We start from the raw sequence: 16,867 nt of genomic DNA, 5'->3' as shown, positions 1-16,867 counted from the left end.
TATGTACTTTTTCGCTCAGGGCGTCCGGGTTGCGGGGAGTGTGGCATGACACGAGACGTCACGGAGCCGGGCCTCCCCACCCCCAAGGAACGCCGGCGCCTGCGCGAAGCGGCGGACCTGACCCACGAGGAGGTCGCGGAGCAGGTCGGCGTCACCACGACGACCGTCCGCTCCTGGGAAACGGGCCGCACGGACCCCCGCGGCCGCAAACGCGAGGCCTACGCAAAACTCCTCTCCCGCCTGGCCACCGCCCCGCCCCCGACCCTGACGACCGACCAGCCGGCCCACCCCGCCGAGGAGTCGGGTACTGGGGCAGCCGAGCCGACGGCAGCCGCCCGTGCTGCCGCCGACGAGGCGGCACCGGCCGAGACCGACGCGCCCGAGGGGCCGCCCCCGACCCTGACGGCCCGCCCGATGACTCCCACCTCCGAAGAGTCGCGCGCCGACGCGCCCGAGCCGACGGCGGCCGCCCGTAGTGCCGCCGAGGATGCGACACCGGCCGCGGCCGGTGCCCCCGGCGGCCGACCCTCGACCCTGACGGCCGACCAGACTGCCCGCCCCACCGAGGAGTCGCGCGCCCACGCGGCCGACCCGACGGAGGCCGCCCGTACCGCCTCCGGCGGTGCACACCCGACCCTGACGGCCGACCAGATGGCCTGCATCCCCGCAGAGTCGGGCACCGGGGCAGCCGACCCGACGGCGCCCACCCTGATGGCCCGCCCGATGGCCCCCACCACCGAGGAGTCGGGCGTCGACGCGCCCGCCGTCCGTACCGCCGCCTGGGCACAGGCCGCGGCCGACGCCTCCGGCGGGCCGCACCCGGCCCTGACGGCCGGCCAGGTGGCCCGCACCCCCGAGGAGTCGGGCGCCGACGCGCCGGCGGCGGCCGTCCGTACCGCCACCGATGACGCGGTAAAGGCGACGGCCGACGCCTCCGGCGGGGCGCACCCGGCCCTGACGGGCCACCAGGCGGCCCCCGGCGCCGAGGAGTCGGCGGGGGCCGTGGTGCGGGGGGTGCGGGCCTTCGGCGGAGGCGGGCGGACCCGACCGAAGCCGGCGGTCAAGCGCGCCGCGAAACCCCCCACCGGGCTGCCCCGGCACGAGGTCAAGACCACCGTCAGGACCGGCAGCGGCCCGGCCGCCCTCCGCCCCGGCTGGAGCACCAGCGGTGACGGCGGGACCCCCTGGGCGGGCCCGGGCGGCAGCGCCGGTGGTGACGGCGGGACCCCTTGGGCGGGCCCGGGCGGCAGCACCACCGGTGACGGCGGCGGCCACGACGCAGGACTGGGCGCAAGCGCCGGCGGTGACGGCGGAGCCCCCAACGCGGGCCCGGGCGCCAGCAGTGACGGCGGAGCCCACGACGCAGGCCCGGGCGCGAGCGCCGGCGGTGGCGGTGGCGGGCCCGAGGCCGCGGCGGCGGGCGCCGTGGCCCCGGAGTCGGACCCCGCCGGGGCGGACGCCGGGCTCCCGGGGCCGGATCCCGCGCCGGAGGCGGCCGCCTTTGATCGGCTCCACGCCCATGCCGCCGGCGCACTCGCCCGCCAGGTCTACCTCCTCACCGGCCGCCACGCCCTCGCCCTGGAGTCCGTCGAGCGGGCGTTCCACCAGGCCTGGCAGCGCTGGCCCGAGGTCGCCACCGACCCCGACCCCGTGGGCTGGGTGCGCGCGGCGGCGTACGAGCACGCCCTCTCCCCCTGGCACGTCGTGCGCCGCGCGCACCGGGACCCCGACAAGCCCCCGGCAGACCTGGCCGACCGGATCCTGCTGGACGCCATGCTCGCGCTGCCGCCCGCCCACCGCCGTACGGTCCTGCTCTACGACGGCGTCGGGCTCGACCTGCCCGACACCGCCGCCGAGACCGAGGCCACCACCCCCGCGGCGGGCAGCCGCCTGGTGCACGCCCACGCCGAGCTCGCCGACCGGATCCCCGAACTGGCCGCCGTCGCACCCGAGAAGCAGTCCGCGCTGCTGCACGAACGGCTGGGGTCACTGCGCCCGGCCGCGCCGCTCCAGCCGCGCCCGGCGGCCCACGTGCGCACCACGTGCGAGCGCCGTGCCCGGGGGTGGACCCGCGCGGCCCTCGGCCTGACCGCGGTCATCGCGGTCGCGACCGCCTACACGGCCGTGACCGCGCCGACCCAGTTCGTGCCGCCGGACTCCCCCGGCGCGAGCGTCTCGGGCGTACCCCCGCTCAGTGGCCCCCAGCGGCTCACCGACAAGGGCCGGCAGCTGCACGACAAGCTGCGCAGCGACCCGTCCGCGGGTGCCGCCAGGATCCACCCGGTGCCGCAATAGGCCGCAACAGGCCGTCCCCGAACGACAAAACGTCGGCCCCCGGGACCACCAACGGGTCTCGGGAGCCGACGTCGTGCAAGGGACCGATTACAGCGTGCCGGTGACGGCCACTCCGCCGTGGGTGCCGGGGACGCCGGTCAGGTCGACCGACTGGACCGGGGCCCAGTTGCCATCGGCCTTGCGCAGGGTGTGGATCACCCGGTTGTCGCTCAGCGACAGCGCGAGCTGGAACTCACCGTTCACCACCGCGCCGCCGACCGAGGTGGCCGTGACGGAGCCGAGCACGCCCGACAGGTTGCCGACCGGCTGCCAGGTCCCGTTCGCGAAACGGATGGTGTGGAACTGGCGGGTGCCACCGTCGCTCAGCAGGACCAGGTGCGCGTCGTTGCCGGCGCCGGCGATGGCGACCCCCGTCACCGTGCCGGCGTGGCCGGCTGCCTGGGCGACGTCGCCCCAGCTGCTCCAGTGACCGGTGGTGGCCCGGGTGGTGTGGTAGGCCTTGCCGCCGGCCGCTGCCACGACCTGCAGCTGACCACCAACACTGGCCGCCGCCACCGCGGTCGGGCTGGGCAGGCCGCCGATGACCCCGAAGACGTCACCGAAGGCCGTCCAGGTGCCGTCCGTCTTGCGCTGGGCGTGGTACACCTTGCCGTTGGCGATCGCCGCGACGTGCAGCTCCGCACCGATCGAGACCATCGACAGCCGGCTGATGGTGGTGGGCGCGTTGACCGCCGCCGGCAGCTCGGTGAACTTGGTCCAGCGGCCGCCGGTCATGCGCTCGGCGAACTGGACCTTGCCGTCGGTGCCGACCGCGAGCACGTTGGTCTGGGTGTTGACGCCCGCGGCTGCGGCCGTCCGGACGCCGCCGATCGACCCGGCCAGCGACTCGACGTCCGCGAACGAGGTCCAGCTGCCGTCGCTCAGGCGTATGCCCTGGTAGAGCTTGGCGTCACCCTGGACCAGGGTCTCGGTCTTCCACTGCGTGGTGACCGACTTCACCCACGGGGCAAGGCCGTCCACCCGGGCGTCGTAGGCGCCCTTACGGGTCTCGGACTCCGGGGCACCGAGGCAACCGCCCTGCCAGGCGCGGGTGTTGAGCCCCACGATCTCCCAGTTGACCACGTTGTCGACCTGGTACGACCGGTAGGCCGGACCACCCGCGTCGCCCTTGCAGACCGTGCCGGTGTCCTTCGCCGTGATCTCGAAGCCGTTCGCGTCCACCTGGCCGACGGTGAACGCCGCGTTGTGCTCCTTCGGAGCCCACTCGGTGGCGGTGCGGCCGAAACCGGTCTGGTTGACGAAGCCGCCTGCGGCGACACCGGTCGCGGAGAGCCGGGGGATGTTCCGGTTGGTGACCTCGGCGCCCAGGCGCGCCAGCGCCACGCCGCGGTCCGGGTGCACGACGACCTCGGTGACCGGGATCGGCGCGGCGCCGCCATCGCCGAAAGTGATCGTGCTCGGCTGGGTCGGCGCACCGTCGGGCTGCGATTCCACGCATTCGGCGGCGGTCAACACCCAGGACTTGTCGACCAGTACGGCACTGCACGTGCGGCCCTGGTTGCCGATGGCGAGCTTGGCGGCGAAGTTGGCGGGCTTCACCACGACCGCGTCGACGGCCGAGGCCGGCGCGGCGAGGGGCAGCAGCACGAACGCCGGAGTGGCGATCAGTGCGCTGCGGAGAATCTTCTTGAGCATGTGGTTCAGTTCCTCAGCCGGTGATGCGGAGCTCGAGGAGAACGGCCTTGCCGTTCGGGTCGATGGACTCGCCGATGCCCTTGGTGCTGTCCTTCGCCACGTCAACCGTCTCGGTGGGCTGCTCGTTGGTCGACAGACTGGCCTTCACGGACCGGCCGTAGGTGTAGATCCGGTACGCGTCCGGGATCGTGAACGCCAGGAAACCGGTGGTGCCGGGAGCTGCGAAGCAGACCTGGTCCTGATCGTCGTCCGGCGTCGTCACCGCCAGCACCTTCACCTGGAAACTGCCCGCCTGCGCACAGTCGGCCAGCATGATGCCGCCATCGCCCTTGGTCAGGGTGATGCCGCGCTGGGCCAGGATCTGAGCGGCGTTCGGGTACGCGCCGTCCTCCACGGCGAACGGCGCCTGCTCCACCGTGACCGGCTCACCCGTGGCGGCCGACGTGGTCACCGAGACGCCCACTGCGGCCAGACCGAGAACGCCGGCCACAGCGGCGAGACCCCGCCGCGAAATACGAGACTTCACAAGAATTCCCCTTCAGTTCATCCCTTTGGATACGAGATCCAGGAACACTGGGGCAAAGGGGACATCCACCACCATCCGCCACCATCAACTCCCCCAGATCGACGCTGATCGTAATGTATGCTCACCGCTGCGTCGAGTCGACTGAACTGCGGTGGGAGCAGGCGTGATACCTGGTCAGCCAGGTAGTCCTAGTCCTCGGCCATTCGGCGGCACATCACCGAATTATCTCCTTCGATTCATCGACTCCACGCTACTTCATTCTTTTTCGGATTGTCGCAGCAAGGAATTCTCGTGGCTTCAGAAAGACGAAGTTTCCGACGCGGGAAAAAGGGGGGTGGAGTGCGCTGGCTGTGCCGTGGAATACTGCCGATCGCGCTGCTCGGCTCTCTGATATCCGCGTCCCCTGTGGCGGCGGACACCACCGCGCCCACCCTGACCGACCGTGGCCGGGTCCTGCAGATCTGGCAGGACGGCGGCCTGAATGTGAAGGCAGCGGCCGAAGCCGCGCTGGTGGGGGGCGATGCGAAGGTCGCCTCCTTCCTGGGAGCCGGTACGACGCCCTCCGACGGCGAGTTGGCGAAGGCCGAGGCGAAGGACAACCGCCAGGCGACGCTGCAGATCGTGACCACGGGTGGTCCGCGTCTGCGCAAGGCCGCGGAGACGGCACTCGCCGGCAGCGACGAGGCGGTCAGCACCTTCCTGCTGTCCGGGTGGAAGCCCGCCCTGGAGCAGGACCAGCGGGTGGCCGTCTCCCAGTTGGCGGAGACCGGCGGGCCGCGCACCAAGGCTGCGGCCCTCAAGGCGCTGAACGGCTCCATCAAGGAGATCGAGACGTACCTGAGCAACGGCCAGCACACCGCTCGGGAGAGCGATGAGCGGGTTCGCGCCTCCCAGGTGGTCGAGGCGGGCGGTCCGGCCACCAAGCAGGCCGGTCTGCTGGCGATGAACGGCTCGATCGGGGACATCCGCGAGTTCCTGGCGGTCGGACAGCACATCGCCGCCGCCCGGGACCGGGAGTACGCCGACATCTCACAGCTGGTGAAGCAGGCCACCGAGGCCGGCAACCAGGCGGAGCGGGAGAAGACGGCCGCCGTCGAGGCGTCCGAGCAGGCCATCACGTCGGCACGGCTGGCGCGGCAGGCGGCGGAGACCGCCAAGGCCGAGGCCCTCGCCGCGAAGGGCGATGCCAAGAAGGCCGCGTCCGCCGCGCAGCGGGCGGCGGACGCGGGTCGTCGTGCGGCAGAGGCCGCGCGGGCGGCCATCGCCTCGGCACGCTCCGCCAACAACGCGGCCCGGGTGGCCGCTTCGGCCGCGTCGCAGGCGGCTGCCGCTGCCGCCGGTGCGGATCGCGCGGCGACCAAGGCGCTGTCGTTCGCCGCGGCGGGCAAGATCGACGAGGAGGCGGCGAAGGCCGCCGAGATCGCGGCGAACCTGTCCAACTACATCGCGGACGTCGCCGACCGGGCAGCAGCCGCCGCGACCGCCGCCGCCGCCGCCGCTCGTGCGGCCACGTCGGCGGGCAACAACCTGGACGGTGCGACGCTGGCGGCCGAGGAGGCCAACGGTTTCGCGAGCGAGGCCGGTGCGTACTCGCAGGAGGCACAGGACGCGGCGGCTTCCGCCCGTCGTCACGCCACCGAGGCGACGCGTGCGGCGAACCGTGCGGCGGCGCTGGCCGACCAGTCGGCCGCTGCAGCCCGCGAGGCGGGCGGGTACGCGCGTTCGGCCGCGAGCCACGCGAGCAAGGCGGCCGAGGCCGCCCGCGACTCTTCGAAGCACGCCGGGAACGCGACCACCGCGGCCCAGCGGGCCAACGCGCACGCCGCGAGCGCGCAGACCGCGGCCCAGGCGGCGGTGGACGCCGTGAAGAAGGCCTCCGACATCCACACCGCTGCGGCCGAGAGCGAGAAGGAGGAGCGCGAGGCCCGCAAGCTCAACGGCATCAACCAGGCCCGTGACCTGCGCGCCGCCTTCGACCTGAGCCAGCGCCAGGCCGACATCGCCAAGGACGAGGCGATCAAGCTGGAGCAGGACGCGGTCCAGCTCGCCCAGCAGGCCGCCCAGCCGGGCGTGGACACCGCGACGGTCGTGGCGAACGGCCGCAAGATGGCCGTCGCCGCGCTGACGACCCGCGGCTCCTGGAGCAAGGCTGCGGCCACGTACGCGCTGACCGGCTCCGACCAGGCGGTCCTGGACTACGTGAAGTCCTCCTGGACCGTCTCCGCCCAGCAGGACGAACGCGTCCAGGCCGGCCACCTCGCGGACGACAGCAAGATCGAGGCGGTGCGCACCGCCGCGACCACCGCCCTGGCCGGTGACGCGACGCAGGTGCACGCGTTCCTGCAGACGGGCCGCCACCAGGTGGCGCTCAGTGAGTACCGGGTGCGGATCTCGCAGATCCTGGAGACCGGTGGTCCCCGGGTGAAGGCGGCCGCGCAGCAGGCCCTGACGGTCAACACCGCCGAGGCCCTGACCACGTTCCTGAGCCGCGGTCAGCACACCGCCCGCGCCAGCGACGACCAGGTGCTGATCTCCGCGTACATGGAGGATGCACCGGGTCGCGGCGAAGAGGTCAAGATCGCCGCCGCGATCGCCATGGAGAGCCCCGGCCCGATCAAGACCGACTTCCTCAAGACCGGCCAGTACCGGGCCAAGCAGCAGGACGAGCTGACCCTGGCCCACAACGCCACGATCGCCAACCTGCTCTCGTCCGGCTCCCAGGTCGCCGCTCTCGCCGTGCAGAACGCGGCGCTCGCGGCGAAGGCGGCCGCCGACGCCAACAACGCCTCCCTCGACGCCAACAAGGCGGCCGCCGAGGCGCAGGCGGCCTCCGCCGACGCGGCCAGGTACGCGGACGACGCGAAGAAGTCCGCCAACCAGGCCGACGCCTCCGCCGCGGACGCCCGTGCCTCCGCCGCCACCGCGCGCAACGCCGCCGCGCAGGCCTGGGCCAGCGCCAACGCCGCGCAGGACTCCGCCCGCGCCGCTGCCGCCAGCGCGACCGCGGCCCGTCAGTCCGCCGACACCGCCTACGAGGCCGTCGCGGCGGCCCGGCAGTCGGCGGAGAACGCCCAGGAGTCGTCCGACAAGGCCGCCGCCATCGCCAAGGCCGCCGAGGAGGCCGCCATCGCGGCCGCCGAGCGGGCCAAGGACGAGCAGGATGGCGCGGAGTTCTGGGCCCTCATCGACAGCATGGGCAAGGAGGAGCAGCCCAGCCTCACCTGGGACGACGTCCTCAACGCCTACAACACGTACCAGAAGTACTTCGGCATCAGCACGAACCCCGCCGACTACTCCAGCTACGACAAGTTCGCCGAGATGGTGCACTTCAAGCTCGACATGCTCGGCCTGGTGCCGGTGCTCGGCGAGCCGGCCGACTTCGTCAACTGCCTCTGGACCGGCGGCGAGTGGCTCGCCGACAAGGCCAGCGGCGAGGACTTCGGCCTCAGCTGCTTCAGCATGATCCCGATCGCCGGCTGGGCCGGCGCGGGCACGAAGCTGATCAAGAAGTACGGCAAGAAGGCCTGGGACGCCGCCGGATCGGCGTACGACTGGGCGGCCGGGTTCTTCAAGAAGAAGCCCAACGGCATCCCGGACCTCTGCCCGACCAACAGCTTCCCGGCCGGCACCCGGGTGCTGATGGGCGACGGCTCGACCAAGCCGATCGAGCAGATCCGGATCGGTGACGCCGTCCAAGCCGCCGACCCGGTCACCGGGCGCAGCGGCTCACGGGCGGTGACCCACACCATCTACACCCCGGACGACCGCCAGTTCACCGAACTCACCATCAAGGGCGGTGCCAAGCTCACCTCCACCGACCACCACCCGTACTGGGTGGAGTCCACCCGCACCTGGACCGACGCGGTCGCCGTCAAGCCCGGTGACGACCTGCGCACCGACGCCGGCGCCACCGTCCAGGTCGCCGCGGTCCGGCACTGGACCGGCCTGGCCCCGGCGTACAACCTCACCGTCGACGACCTGCACACCTACCACGTGCTCATCGGTGGCACGCCCGTCCTGGTCCACAACACGGACATCCCGTGCCTGTCGCCCAAGGACATCGCCAAGCTGGATCTGGCGGACCGCAAGGCCTACGTCGAGGCGGGCCAGGCTGCCCGCGATGCGGCACGTGCCGACGGCTGGCCGTTGGGCACCTGGCACGCGAACGCTCTTCTGGACAGCGGCCTGACCGTCAACGAGGTCGGCCTGAAGATCTGGAAGAAGAACGGTCCCGACGTCAAGAACGCCCTGGACCAAGTGGAGCCCGCAGACCTCCGGGCCCTGGCGTCCAAGCGGGACGTCGAGGACCTGTACGACATGTACATGGGCGCGGCTGCACGTGCTCCCACCAACAAGACGGCCCAGAACCGGATCTACCTCCTGAGGAAGGTCCTCGCGGCCTGGCCCGAGTAAGGCCCCGCAGCAACGGAAACCGAGGGTGGCCGGATGTCAGAGGACATCCGGCCACCCTTCTCCGTCTCCGTGCTCTCACAGCTCCGGCAGCACGTCCCCGCCACCCGGATAACGGCCGTGCTCCAGCCGGAAGACGTACGCCCGCAGGTCGTCCGCCAGCTCGCCTGCCAGGTACGCCTCGTAGTCCCGCAAGCCCTCGGCCGCCTCGCGCTCGTCCTCCCGCGCGCTCCCCTCCCACTCCGCGAGCATGGTCGCGATGTACTCCTCGACCACTCGTCTGGCGTGCCACCACTGCCGCACGGCAGCGGGCGTCCAGTGCAGGTCGCCGTCACAGGCCCACGCGGCCGGCATGTCCTGGGCCGCGGCCAGCGCGAGAGCGCGTACCTCGTCGGGGGTCTTCGGCTGCCGGTACACGAACTCGCCGTATCCCTCCGCCCGGTCGGCGTAGAGCACGTGCCGGGGTGCGTACCCGCGCCCGGTCCAGCCGCCGTCCGCGCCGGCCGTGTAGAACGGCCCGGGCACGTTCAGCTCCGAGCGGTTCTGCCACTGCCCGTGGAAACTCCGCTCGGGCTCACCGTCCGGCAGCGCCGCCACCGGGTCCCACCCCGGCATCCCGGTCGTTCGGTCGTCGGAGGCGTGGCGCTCTGCCGAATCCATCTCCCGCCTTCCTTCTCTGCTCCGTGGACGGGGATCCACACCCTGCCGTCCGCAGTGGCCCGGCATCGCCGGTGTCCGACCAGCGTATTCGCGCACCCGCACACACGAAAACGTCGGTCCCCGAGACCAACCAGGTCTCGGGGACCGACGTCACTGCGCACGGCCGAAGCCGCGGCGACTACTGGGCGGCGAGGATCTCGCGCGCCAGCTTGGCCGTCTCGGTCGGCGTCTTGCCGACCTTGACGCCGGCGGCCTCAAGGGCCTCCTTCTTGGCCTGCGCGGTGCCCGAGGAACCGGAGACGATGGCGCCGGCGTGGCCCATGGTCTTGCCCTCGGGGGCGGTGAAGCCCGCGACGTAGCCGACGACCGGCTTGGTGACGTTCTTCGCGATGAAGTCCGCCGCACGCTCCTCGGCGTCGCCGCCGATCTCGCCGATCATGACGATCAGCTCGGTCTCCGGGTCGGCCTCGAAGGCCTCCAGGGCGTCGATGTGCGTGGTGCCGATGACCGGGTCGCCACCGATGCCGACGGCGGAGGTGAAGCCGATGTCGCGCAGCTCGTACATCATCTGGTAGGTCAGCGTGCCGGACTTGGACACGAGACCGATCTTGCCGGGCTTGGTGATGTCGCCCGGGATGATGCCGGCGTTGGACTGGCCGGGGGTGATCAGACCCGGGCAGTTCGGGCCGATGATCCGCGTCTTGTTGCCCTTGGCGGTCGCGTACGCCCAGAAGGCGGCGGAGTCGTGCACCGCGATGCCCTCGGTGATGACGACGGCCAGCGGGATCTCGGCGTCGATCGCCTCGACCACGGCGGCCTTGGCGAAGGCCGGCGGGACGAAGAGGACGGAGACGTTGGCGCCCGTCTTCTCCATCGCCTCGGCGACGGAGCCGAAGACCGGGACCTCGGTGCCGTCGAAGTCGACGGTCGTGCCGGCCTTGCGCGGGTTCACGCCGCCGACGATGTTGGTGCCGTCAGCCAGCATCAGCTTGGTGTGCTTCATGCCCGTGGCACCGGTCATGCCCTGGACGATGACCTTGCTGTCCTTGTTGAGGAAGATAGCCATGTGAGTCTGTGACCTCTGCCCTTACTTCGCAGCCGCGAGCTCGGCGGCCTTGTCGGCCGCGCCGTCCATGGTGTCCACGCGCTGGACCAGCGGGTGGTTGGCGTCCGAGAGGATCTTGCGACCCAGCTCGGCGTTGTTGCCGTCGAGACGGACGACGAGGGGCTTGGTGACCTCTTCGCCCTTGTCCTTCAGCAGCTGGAGCGCCTGGACGATGCCGTTGGCGACCTCGTCGCAGGCGGTGATGCCACCGAAGACGTTGACGAAGACGGACTTGACGTCCGGGTCGCCGAGGATGATCTCGAGACCGTTGGCCATGACGGCGGCGGAGGCGCCACCGCCGATGTCCAGGAAGTTGGCGGGCTTGACGCCGCCGTGGTTCTCACCGGCGTAGGCGACGACGTCGAGGGTGCTCATGACGAGACCCGCGCCGTTGCCGATGATGCCGACCTCACCGTCGAGCTTGACGTAGTTGAGGTTCTTCGCCTTGGCGGCGGCCTCGAGCGGGTTCGCGGCCGCGTGGTCCACGAACTCCTCGTGGCCCGGCTGGCGGAACTCGGCGTTCTCGTCGAGCGAGACCTTGCCGTCGAGCGCGATGACGTCGCCGTTGGCGACCTTCGCGAGCGGGTTGACCTCGACGAGGAGCGCGTCCTCGGCGATGAAGGTCGCCCACAGGGTCACGAGGACCTCGGCGACCTTCTCGGCGACCTCGGCCGGGAACTTCGCCAGGGCGACGATCTCGCGGGCCTTCTCGATGGTCACGCCCTCGTTGGCGTTCACCGGGACCTTGGCGAGCTTCTCCGGGGTCTCCTCGGCGACCTGCTCGATGTCCATGCCGCCCGCGACCGAGGCCATGGCCAGGAAGGTGCGGTTGGTGCGGTCGAGGAGGTACGAGACGTAGTACTCCTCCAGGATCTCCGGAGCGGTCTCGGCGATCATCACCTTGTGGACCGTGTGGCCCTTGATGTCCATGCCGAGGATGTCCGTCGCACGGGCGACGGCCTCGTCCGGGGTGGCGGCGAGCTTGACGCCGCCGGCCTTGCCGCGGCCGCCGACCTTCACCTGCGCCTTGACGACCGACTTGCCGCCCAGCCGCTCCGTGGCCTCGCGCGCCGCCTCAGGCGTGTCGATCACTTCACCGGCCAGCACCGGTACACCGTGCTTGGCGAAGAGGTCCCTCGCCTGGTACTCGAACAGGTCCACGCGCGTCCGTCCCTTGTCTTCAAAGATTCGCAGTGATTCGCGGTTGTCTGCTATCTGCGTGGGCGTGCCGCGGAGGGCAACGTGACTGCGCTGTCACAAGGGAGGCGCACACGGTGACCGTGGACGCGGCATGTCCGTCCCGCAGGTTATCCCCGTGGGCCGTTGGTCCCTAAATCGCAGATCACACCTGAGCGGTGATACCTGTCACAGATCGCCTCACGGTTGAACTGCAACTTCGTGCGATCTGCCGATTTGCGGTGGCGCCCGTCACGCCACCGGGAGGGGGCGCTTCTCCAGGGCCGCGGCCATCACCTCCGGGAACAGGTCGGGGGTGCAGGCGAAGGCGGGAGCGCCCAGCGCGGCCAGGGCGGCGGCGTGTTCCCGGTCGTAGGCCGGGGCGCCCTCGTCGGACAGCGCGAGCAGGGTCACGAACTCCACGCCGGCGCTCTTCATCGCCGCGACCCGCTTGAGCATCTCGTTGCGTATGCCGCCTTCGTAAAGATCACTGATCAGGACGACGACGGTGTCGGCGGGCCGGGTGATCTTCGATTGGCAGTACGCGAGGGCGCGGTTGATGTCGGTGCCGCCGCCCAGTTGTGTGCCGAAGAGCACGTCGACGGGGTCGTCGAGCTGGTCGGTGAGGTCGACGACTGCGGTGTCGAAGACGACCAGGCGGGTCGCGATCGACCGCATCGAGGCCAGCACCGCCCCGAAGACGGAGGCGTAGACGACCGAGGCGGCCATGGAACCCGACTGGTCGATGCAGAGGATCACCTCCTTCTTGACCGATTGCGCCGCCCGGCCGTAACCGATCAGCCTCTCGGGGACGACGGTGCGGTACTCGGGCAGGTAGTTCTTGAGGTTGGCCCGGATCGTGCGGTTCCAGTCGATGTCGTGGTGGCGGGGGCGGCTGATGCGGGCGGACCGGTCGAGCGCGCCGGTGAGGGTGGCCCGGGTGCGGGTCGCGAGCCGCTTCTCCAACTGCTCGACCACCTTGCGGACGACGGCCCGCGCGGTCTCCTTCGTGGTCTCGGGCATCGCCTTGTTGAGGGAGAGCAGGGTGCCGACGAGGTGGACGTCCGGCTCCACGGCCTCCAGCATCTCCGGCTCCAGCAGCAGCGCGGACAGGCCGAGCCGGGTGATGGCGTCGCGCTGCATGACCTGGACCACCGAGCCGGGGAAGTACGTACGGATGTCCCCGAGCCAGCGGGCGACGGCGGGCGCGGATCCGCCGAGCCCCGCGGAGCGCTCCCCCGCGGTCCTGCGGGAGCCGGGGGCGCCCGGCCCACCGCCGTACAGCGCGGCGAGGGCCCCGTCCATCGCCGCGTCCCGCCCGGTCAGCGCACAGCCGGTCCCGTCGCCCTCACCGCCGCCCAGCACCATCCGCCACCGCCGCAGCCGCTCCCCGTCGTCGCCGCCACCACCGCCGCCGCCCGCGGTGCCGGCCCGGAGATCCGCTTCCGTCATTCGTCCGTCCCCCTGTGCTCGTCTTCGTGCTCGTCGTCGTGCGAGTCGTCTGCGCCGGCTCCTCTCCGGCCCTCCCGGTCCCCCACCGCCGCGTCAGGCCGGCGCCGGCGCGGCGGTGAGCAGGTGTCGCACCAGGGCCGTCACCGCGTCCGCGCGGGCCGGGTCCAGGTCCGGGGCGAAACCCTCGGGGGCCGCGCCCGGTGCCGAGCGGGCGGCCCGGGCGCCCGGTCCGCGGCGGACCAGCTCGCCCAGGGTCCGTCTGACCCCCGGCTCGTACGCCCCGAACGTGCGCCGCAGCAGCGGCAGTACGTCGATGAACGCGCCCTCCGGCACCGACATCAGCCAGGCGTCGATCAGCCCGAGCAGCCGCTCGTCGTGCACCAGGAGCATCCCGCCGCCCGCGCCCCCGCCCGTGAAGCCCTCGATCCAGCCCGCCGCGTCCGCCGGTGCGGACGCCGGGGACAGTGCGAGCCCCATCAGCCGGGCCGTCTCCTCGGGCGGCAGCCGCCCGTCGTCGAGCAGCAGCCGGCCCGCGCGGCCGCGGATCAGCCCCGGTACGCGCTCCCGCCCGGCCAGCGTGCGCAGTACGGCCGACCAGCGCTCCCGCAGGCCCCCGTCGGCATCGCTGAGCAGCCCGACCGCCCCGTGCACCCCGTCCACGTGCCCCCGCAGCTCCGCCGCCGCGTCGGCGTCCAGCCCGGCCGCGCAGGCGGGCGGCAGGGCCACGCATATCCGCTCCGCGAGTCCGGCCGCGACCGTGCCCAGGGCCGCCGCGTCCGTGCCGCGGACATCGCCGTAGCGCAGTGAACGGGCCAGCGCGGGCAGCGCCTCGGCGAGCCTCGCGACGTCCGTGTCGAGCGCGGCCCGGTCGGCGAGCGCCCGCAGCACGGCCGGCAGGGCCTGCGACAGCCCGGCCAGCAGGCACCGCTCCGCCAGCGCGGTGACCTCGGCCAGCTCCCCGGCGAGCGCCGCGTCGGCCTCGGCCTTCGCGGTGGCCGCCGCCAGGACGGTGGTCCCCCAGATGCCCGCCTCGGCGATCCGCACCGCCAGCTCCGGCTCCCAGCGCAGCCGCCAGGTCTCCCGGAAGGTGCCGGTGCTGCCCCGCGAGGCGGTCGGCCTGCCCCAGTCGATACCGAGGAGCCGCAGCCGGTGCAGCAGCAGCGACTTGGCCGCGTCCGCGTCCTTGCGCAGGTCCAGCTCCAGCTCGCGGTCCTGCGCCTCGGCCTTGAGGCGCAGCGAGCGCTGCTGCCGGGTGAGGTCGCGCTGGAGCGGTACGACGGGCGCCCCGTCGGGGACCTCGCCGAGCACGTCCCCCACGACGAGCCGGTCCTCTATCAGCGCGAGCGGCACGTCGGAGCCGTCGCACATCACCGCCCGCGCCGCCTCCAGGGTTTCGGTGAGCCCCGGCAGCGGCCGCCCCCGCATCGCGGCCAGCGTCTCCGAGAGTCGGACCGCCTCGATGACATGGGCGGAGGAGACCTGCCTGTCCTCGTCCCGCAGCAGGCCGGCGACCTTGGTCAGCCAGCGCTCGACCGGCCGGTCCCGGGCTTCGAAGAGGTGCGCGTACCAGCCGGGCGAGGAGATGCCCGCGCCGTACCCTCCGGCGCGGGCGAGCCGCCGGTGCGTCCAGGGCACCCAGGTGGTCTCCACCTTCACCTTGGGCAGCCCGGTGAGCAGCGCCTTGTCCGCGGCCGCGGTGGTCCTGGCCCGCAGGGCCGGTACGTGCCAGGCCCCGCACACCACGGCGTAGTCGGCGCCGAACTCCCGGCGGGCGGCCCGCATCCGCTGGCGCATGTGGGCCTCGCGCACCAGGTCCCGGCGGTGTCCGCCGTCCCCGTACGCCTCGCGCAGCGCGCCCATGGCCTCGCCGAGCGCTTCGAACGCGCCGAGCGGGTCCCCCGGGCCGCCGGCTCCCCGGTGCTCGACCACGTCCTCCCACCAGCGCTCGGGATCGTCGTACCCGGCGGTCGCTGCCAGTACGGCGAGCGGGTCGACCCGGACGGAATCGGGCTCGCCCGCATCCCCCGGCTCCGCCTCGACGGCCAGCGAGTGCGCCGCCGGGAGGTCGATGAACCGGACCGGTACGTCGTGCCGCTGCGCCCACCGCACGGCCACCCACTCCGGGGAGAACCCGGCCAGCGGCCAGAACGCGGCCCGGCCGGGGTCGTCGGCGGCGTGCGCGAGCAGGGCGACGGGCGGCCGCATCCCGGGGTCGGCTGCCAGCGGCAGTAGGGCGTCGCCCTCGGGCGGCCCCTCGATCAGCACGGCCCGCGGCCGCGCCGCGTCGAGGGCGGCCCGCACCGCGCGGGCGGAGCCGGGCCCGTGATGGCGCACGCCCAGCAGCAGCGGCCCCTCTCCCGCCGCGGCCGGGGGCGTCCGCGGGCTCATGCCGTCACCTCCCGGCAGGCCCGGTAGAAGTCCTTCCAGCCGTCCCGCTCGCGGACCACGGCCTCCAGGTACTCCTGCCAGACCACCTTGTCGGCGGCCGGGTCGCGCACGACGGCCCCGAGGATCCCGGCGGCCACGTCGGAGGGGCGCAGCACGCCGTCCCCGAAGTGGGCGGCCAGGGCCAGGCCGCCGGTGACGACCGAGATGGCCTCGGCGGTGGACAGGGTGCCGCTGGGCGACTTGACCTTCGTACGGCCGTCGCCGGTGACTCCGTCGCGCAGTTCCCGGAAGACGGTGACGACGCGGCGGATCTCCTCCAGGCCCTCGGGCACGGCCGGCAGGTCGAGGGCGCGGCCCATCTGGTCGACGCGGCGGGCGACGATGTCGACCTCGGCGTCGGCGGTGGCGGGCAGCGGGAGCACGACGGTGTTGAACCGGCGGCGCAGCGCGCTGGAGAGCTCATTGACCCCGCGGTCGCGGTCGTTGGCGGTGGCGATGAGGTTGAAGCCGCGCACGGCCTGCACCTCCTGGCCGAGCTCCGGTATCGGGAGCGTCTTCTCGGACAGGACGGTGATGAGGGTGTCCTGGACGTCGGCGGGGATGCGGGTGAGCTCCTCGACGCGGGCGGTCATCCCGTCGGCCATGGCGCGCATGACCGGGCTCGGTACGAGCGCTTCGCGGCTGGGGCCGTGGGCGAGGAGGCGGGCGTAGTTCCAGCCGTACCGGATGGCCTCCTCGGGGGTGCCGGCGGTGCCCTGGACGAGGAGGGTGGAGTCCCCGCTGACGGCGGCGGCGAGGTGCTCGGAGACCCAGGTCTTGGCGGTGCCGGGGACGCCGAGCAGGAGCAGCGCGCGGTCGGTGGCGAGCGTGGTGACGGCGACCTCGACGATGCGGCGCGGGCCGACGTACTTGGGCGTGACGACGGTGCCGTCGTCGAGGGTGCCGCCGAGCAGGTACGTCGCGACGGCCCACGGGGAGAGCTTCCAGCGGGCCGGGCGGGGCCGGTCGTCGGCGGCCGCCAGGGCTTTCAGTTCGTGTGCGAAGGCGTCCTCGGCATGCGGTCGCAGCGCCTCTGCGCCCGTGCCGTTCCCGTGCGTGGTCATGGTCCCCCTCCAATGCTCGGCAGCCGCTCCCGACTGCTGCCAACCACGTTGCACCAC

Annotated in this window: 10 protein-coding genes; 2 read left to right on the top strand and 8 right to left on the bottom strand. The window is 72.8% G+C overall.

All coding sequences use genetic code 11. The features are described 5' to 3' along the window. Positions 1–45 precede the first annotated feature (45 nt). The gene (locus ACZ7GJ_RS13290; RefSeq protein WP_470751429.1) at positions 46–2,295 is read left to right on the top strand and encodes a helix-turn-helix domain-containing protein; all 2,250 of its coding nucleotides are present in this window, start codon (positions 46–48) and stop codon (positions 2,293–2,295) included. Positions 2,296–2,382: 87 nt separating this feature from the next. Here ACZ7GJ_RS13290 and ACZ7GJ_RS13285 read toward each other — a convergent pair whose 3' ends face one another. Both ACZ7GJ_RS13285 and ACZ7GJ_RS13280 read right to left on the bottom strand, forming a co-directional pair. Then, entirely contained in the window at positions 2,383–3,990 is a 1,608-nt protein-coding gene (locus tag ACZ7GJ_RS13285; RefSeq protein ID WP_470751428.1) for a trypsin-like serine protease, read from the bottom strand. A 13-nt stretch (positions 3,991–4,003) separates the two neighbouring features. After that, positions 4,004–4,480 (bottom strand): hypothetical protein, encoded by a 477-nt coding sequence (locus tag ACZ7GJ_RS13280; protein ID WP_470751427.1) that lies wholly within the window; start codon positions 4,478–4,480, stop codon positions 4,004–4,006. 375 nt (positions 4,481–4,855) lie between these two features. Here ACZ7GJ_RS13280 and ACZ7GJ_RS13275 point away from each other — a divergent pair, with 375 nt between their 5' ends. Then, positions 4,856–8,929: a polymorphic toxin-type HINT domain-containing protein gene (locus ACZ7GJ_RS13275; protein WP_470751426.1), complete on the top strand. Its 4,074-nt coding sequence runs from the start codon at positions 4,856–4,858 to the stop codon at positions 8,927–8,929. A gap of 75 nt (positions 8,930–9,004) precedes the next feature. Here the strand turns inward: ACZ7GJ_RS13275 and ACZ7GJ_RS13270 are convergent, their stop codons facing one another. The 6 genes from ACZ7GJ_RS13270 to ACZ7GJ_RS13245 form a co-directional block, all read right to left on the bottom strand. Continuing rightward, positions 9,005–9,586: a hypothetical protein gene (locus tag ACZ7GJ_RS13270; protein ID WP_470751425.1), complete on the bottom strand. Its 582-nt coding sequence runs from the start codon at positions 9,584–9,586 to the stop codon at positions 9,005–9,007. A gap of 178 nt (positions 9,587–9,764) precedes the next feature. Then, positions 9,765–10,652, bottom strand: a complete 888-nt coding sequence (gene sucD, locus ACZ7GJ_RS13265; RefSeq protein ID WP_470751423.1) for a succinate--CoA ligase subunit alpha — start codon at positions 10,650–10,652, stop codon at positions 9,765–9,767. 21 nt (positions 10,653–10,673) lie between these two features. Then, positions 10,674–11,852 carry an ADP-forming succinate--CoA ligase subunit beta gene (gene sucC / locus ACZ7GJ_RS13260; RefSeq protein WP_470751422.1) on the bottom strand — a complete coding sequence of 393 codons (1,179 nt, stop codon included), beginning with the start codon at positions 11,850–11,852 and terminating at the stop codon, positions 10,674–10,676. Positions 11,853–12,119: 267 nt separating this feature from the next. Continuing rightward, the gene (locus tag ACZ7GJ_RS13255) at positions 12,120–13,319 is read right to left on the bottom strand and encodes a VWA domain-containing protein (RefSeq protein WP_470751420.1); all 1,200 of its coding nucleotides are present in this window, start codon (positions 13,317–13,319) and stop codon (positions 12,120–12,122) included. Between the two features lie 93 nt (positions 13,320–13,412). After that, entirely contained in the window at positions 13,413–15,707 is a 2,295-nt protein-coding gene (locus tag ACZ7GJ_RS13250) for a DUF5682 family protein (protein ID WP_470751419.1), read from the bottom strand. After that, the gene (locus tag ACZ7GJ_RS13245) at positions 15,704–16,810 is read right to left on the bottom strand and encodes an ATP-binding protein (RefSeq protein ID WP_470751418.1); all 1,107 of its coding nucleotides are present in this window, start codon (positions 16,808–16,810) and stop codon (positions 15,704–15,706) included. Before ACZ7GJ_RS13245 ends, ACZ7GJ_RS13250 begins: the two co-directional genes overlap by 4 nt. Between the last annotated feature and the right edge of the window lie 57 nt (positions 16,811–16,867).

Source organism: Streptomyces sp. NPDC037242 (assembly GCF_055604165.1).
Note: the sequence above shows the minus strand (reverse complement) of the source record. Positions and strands in the feature narration are given on the sequence as shown.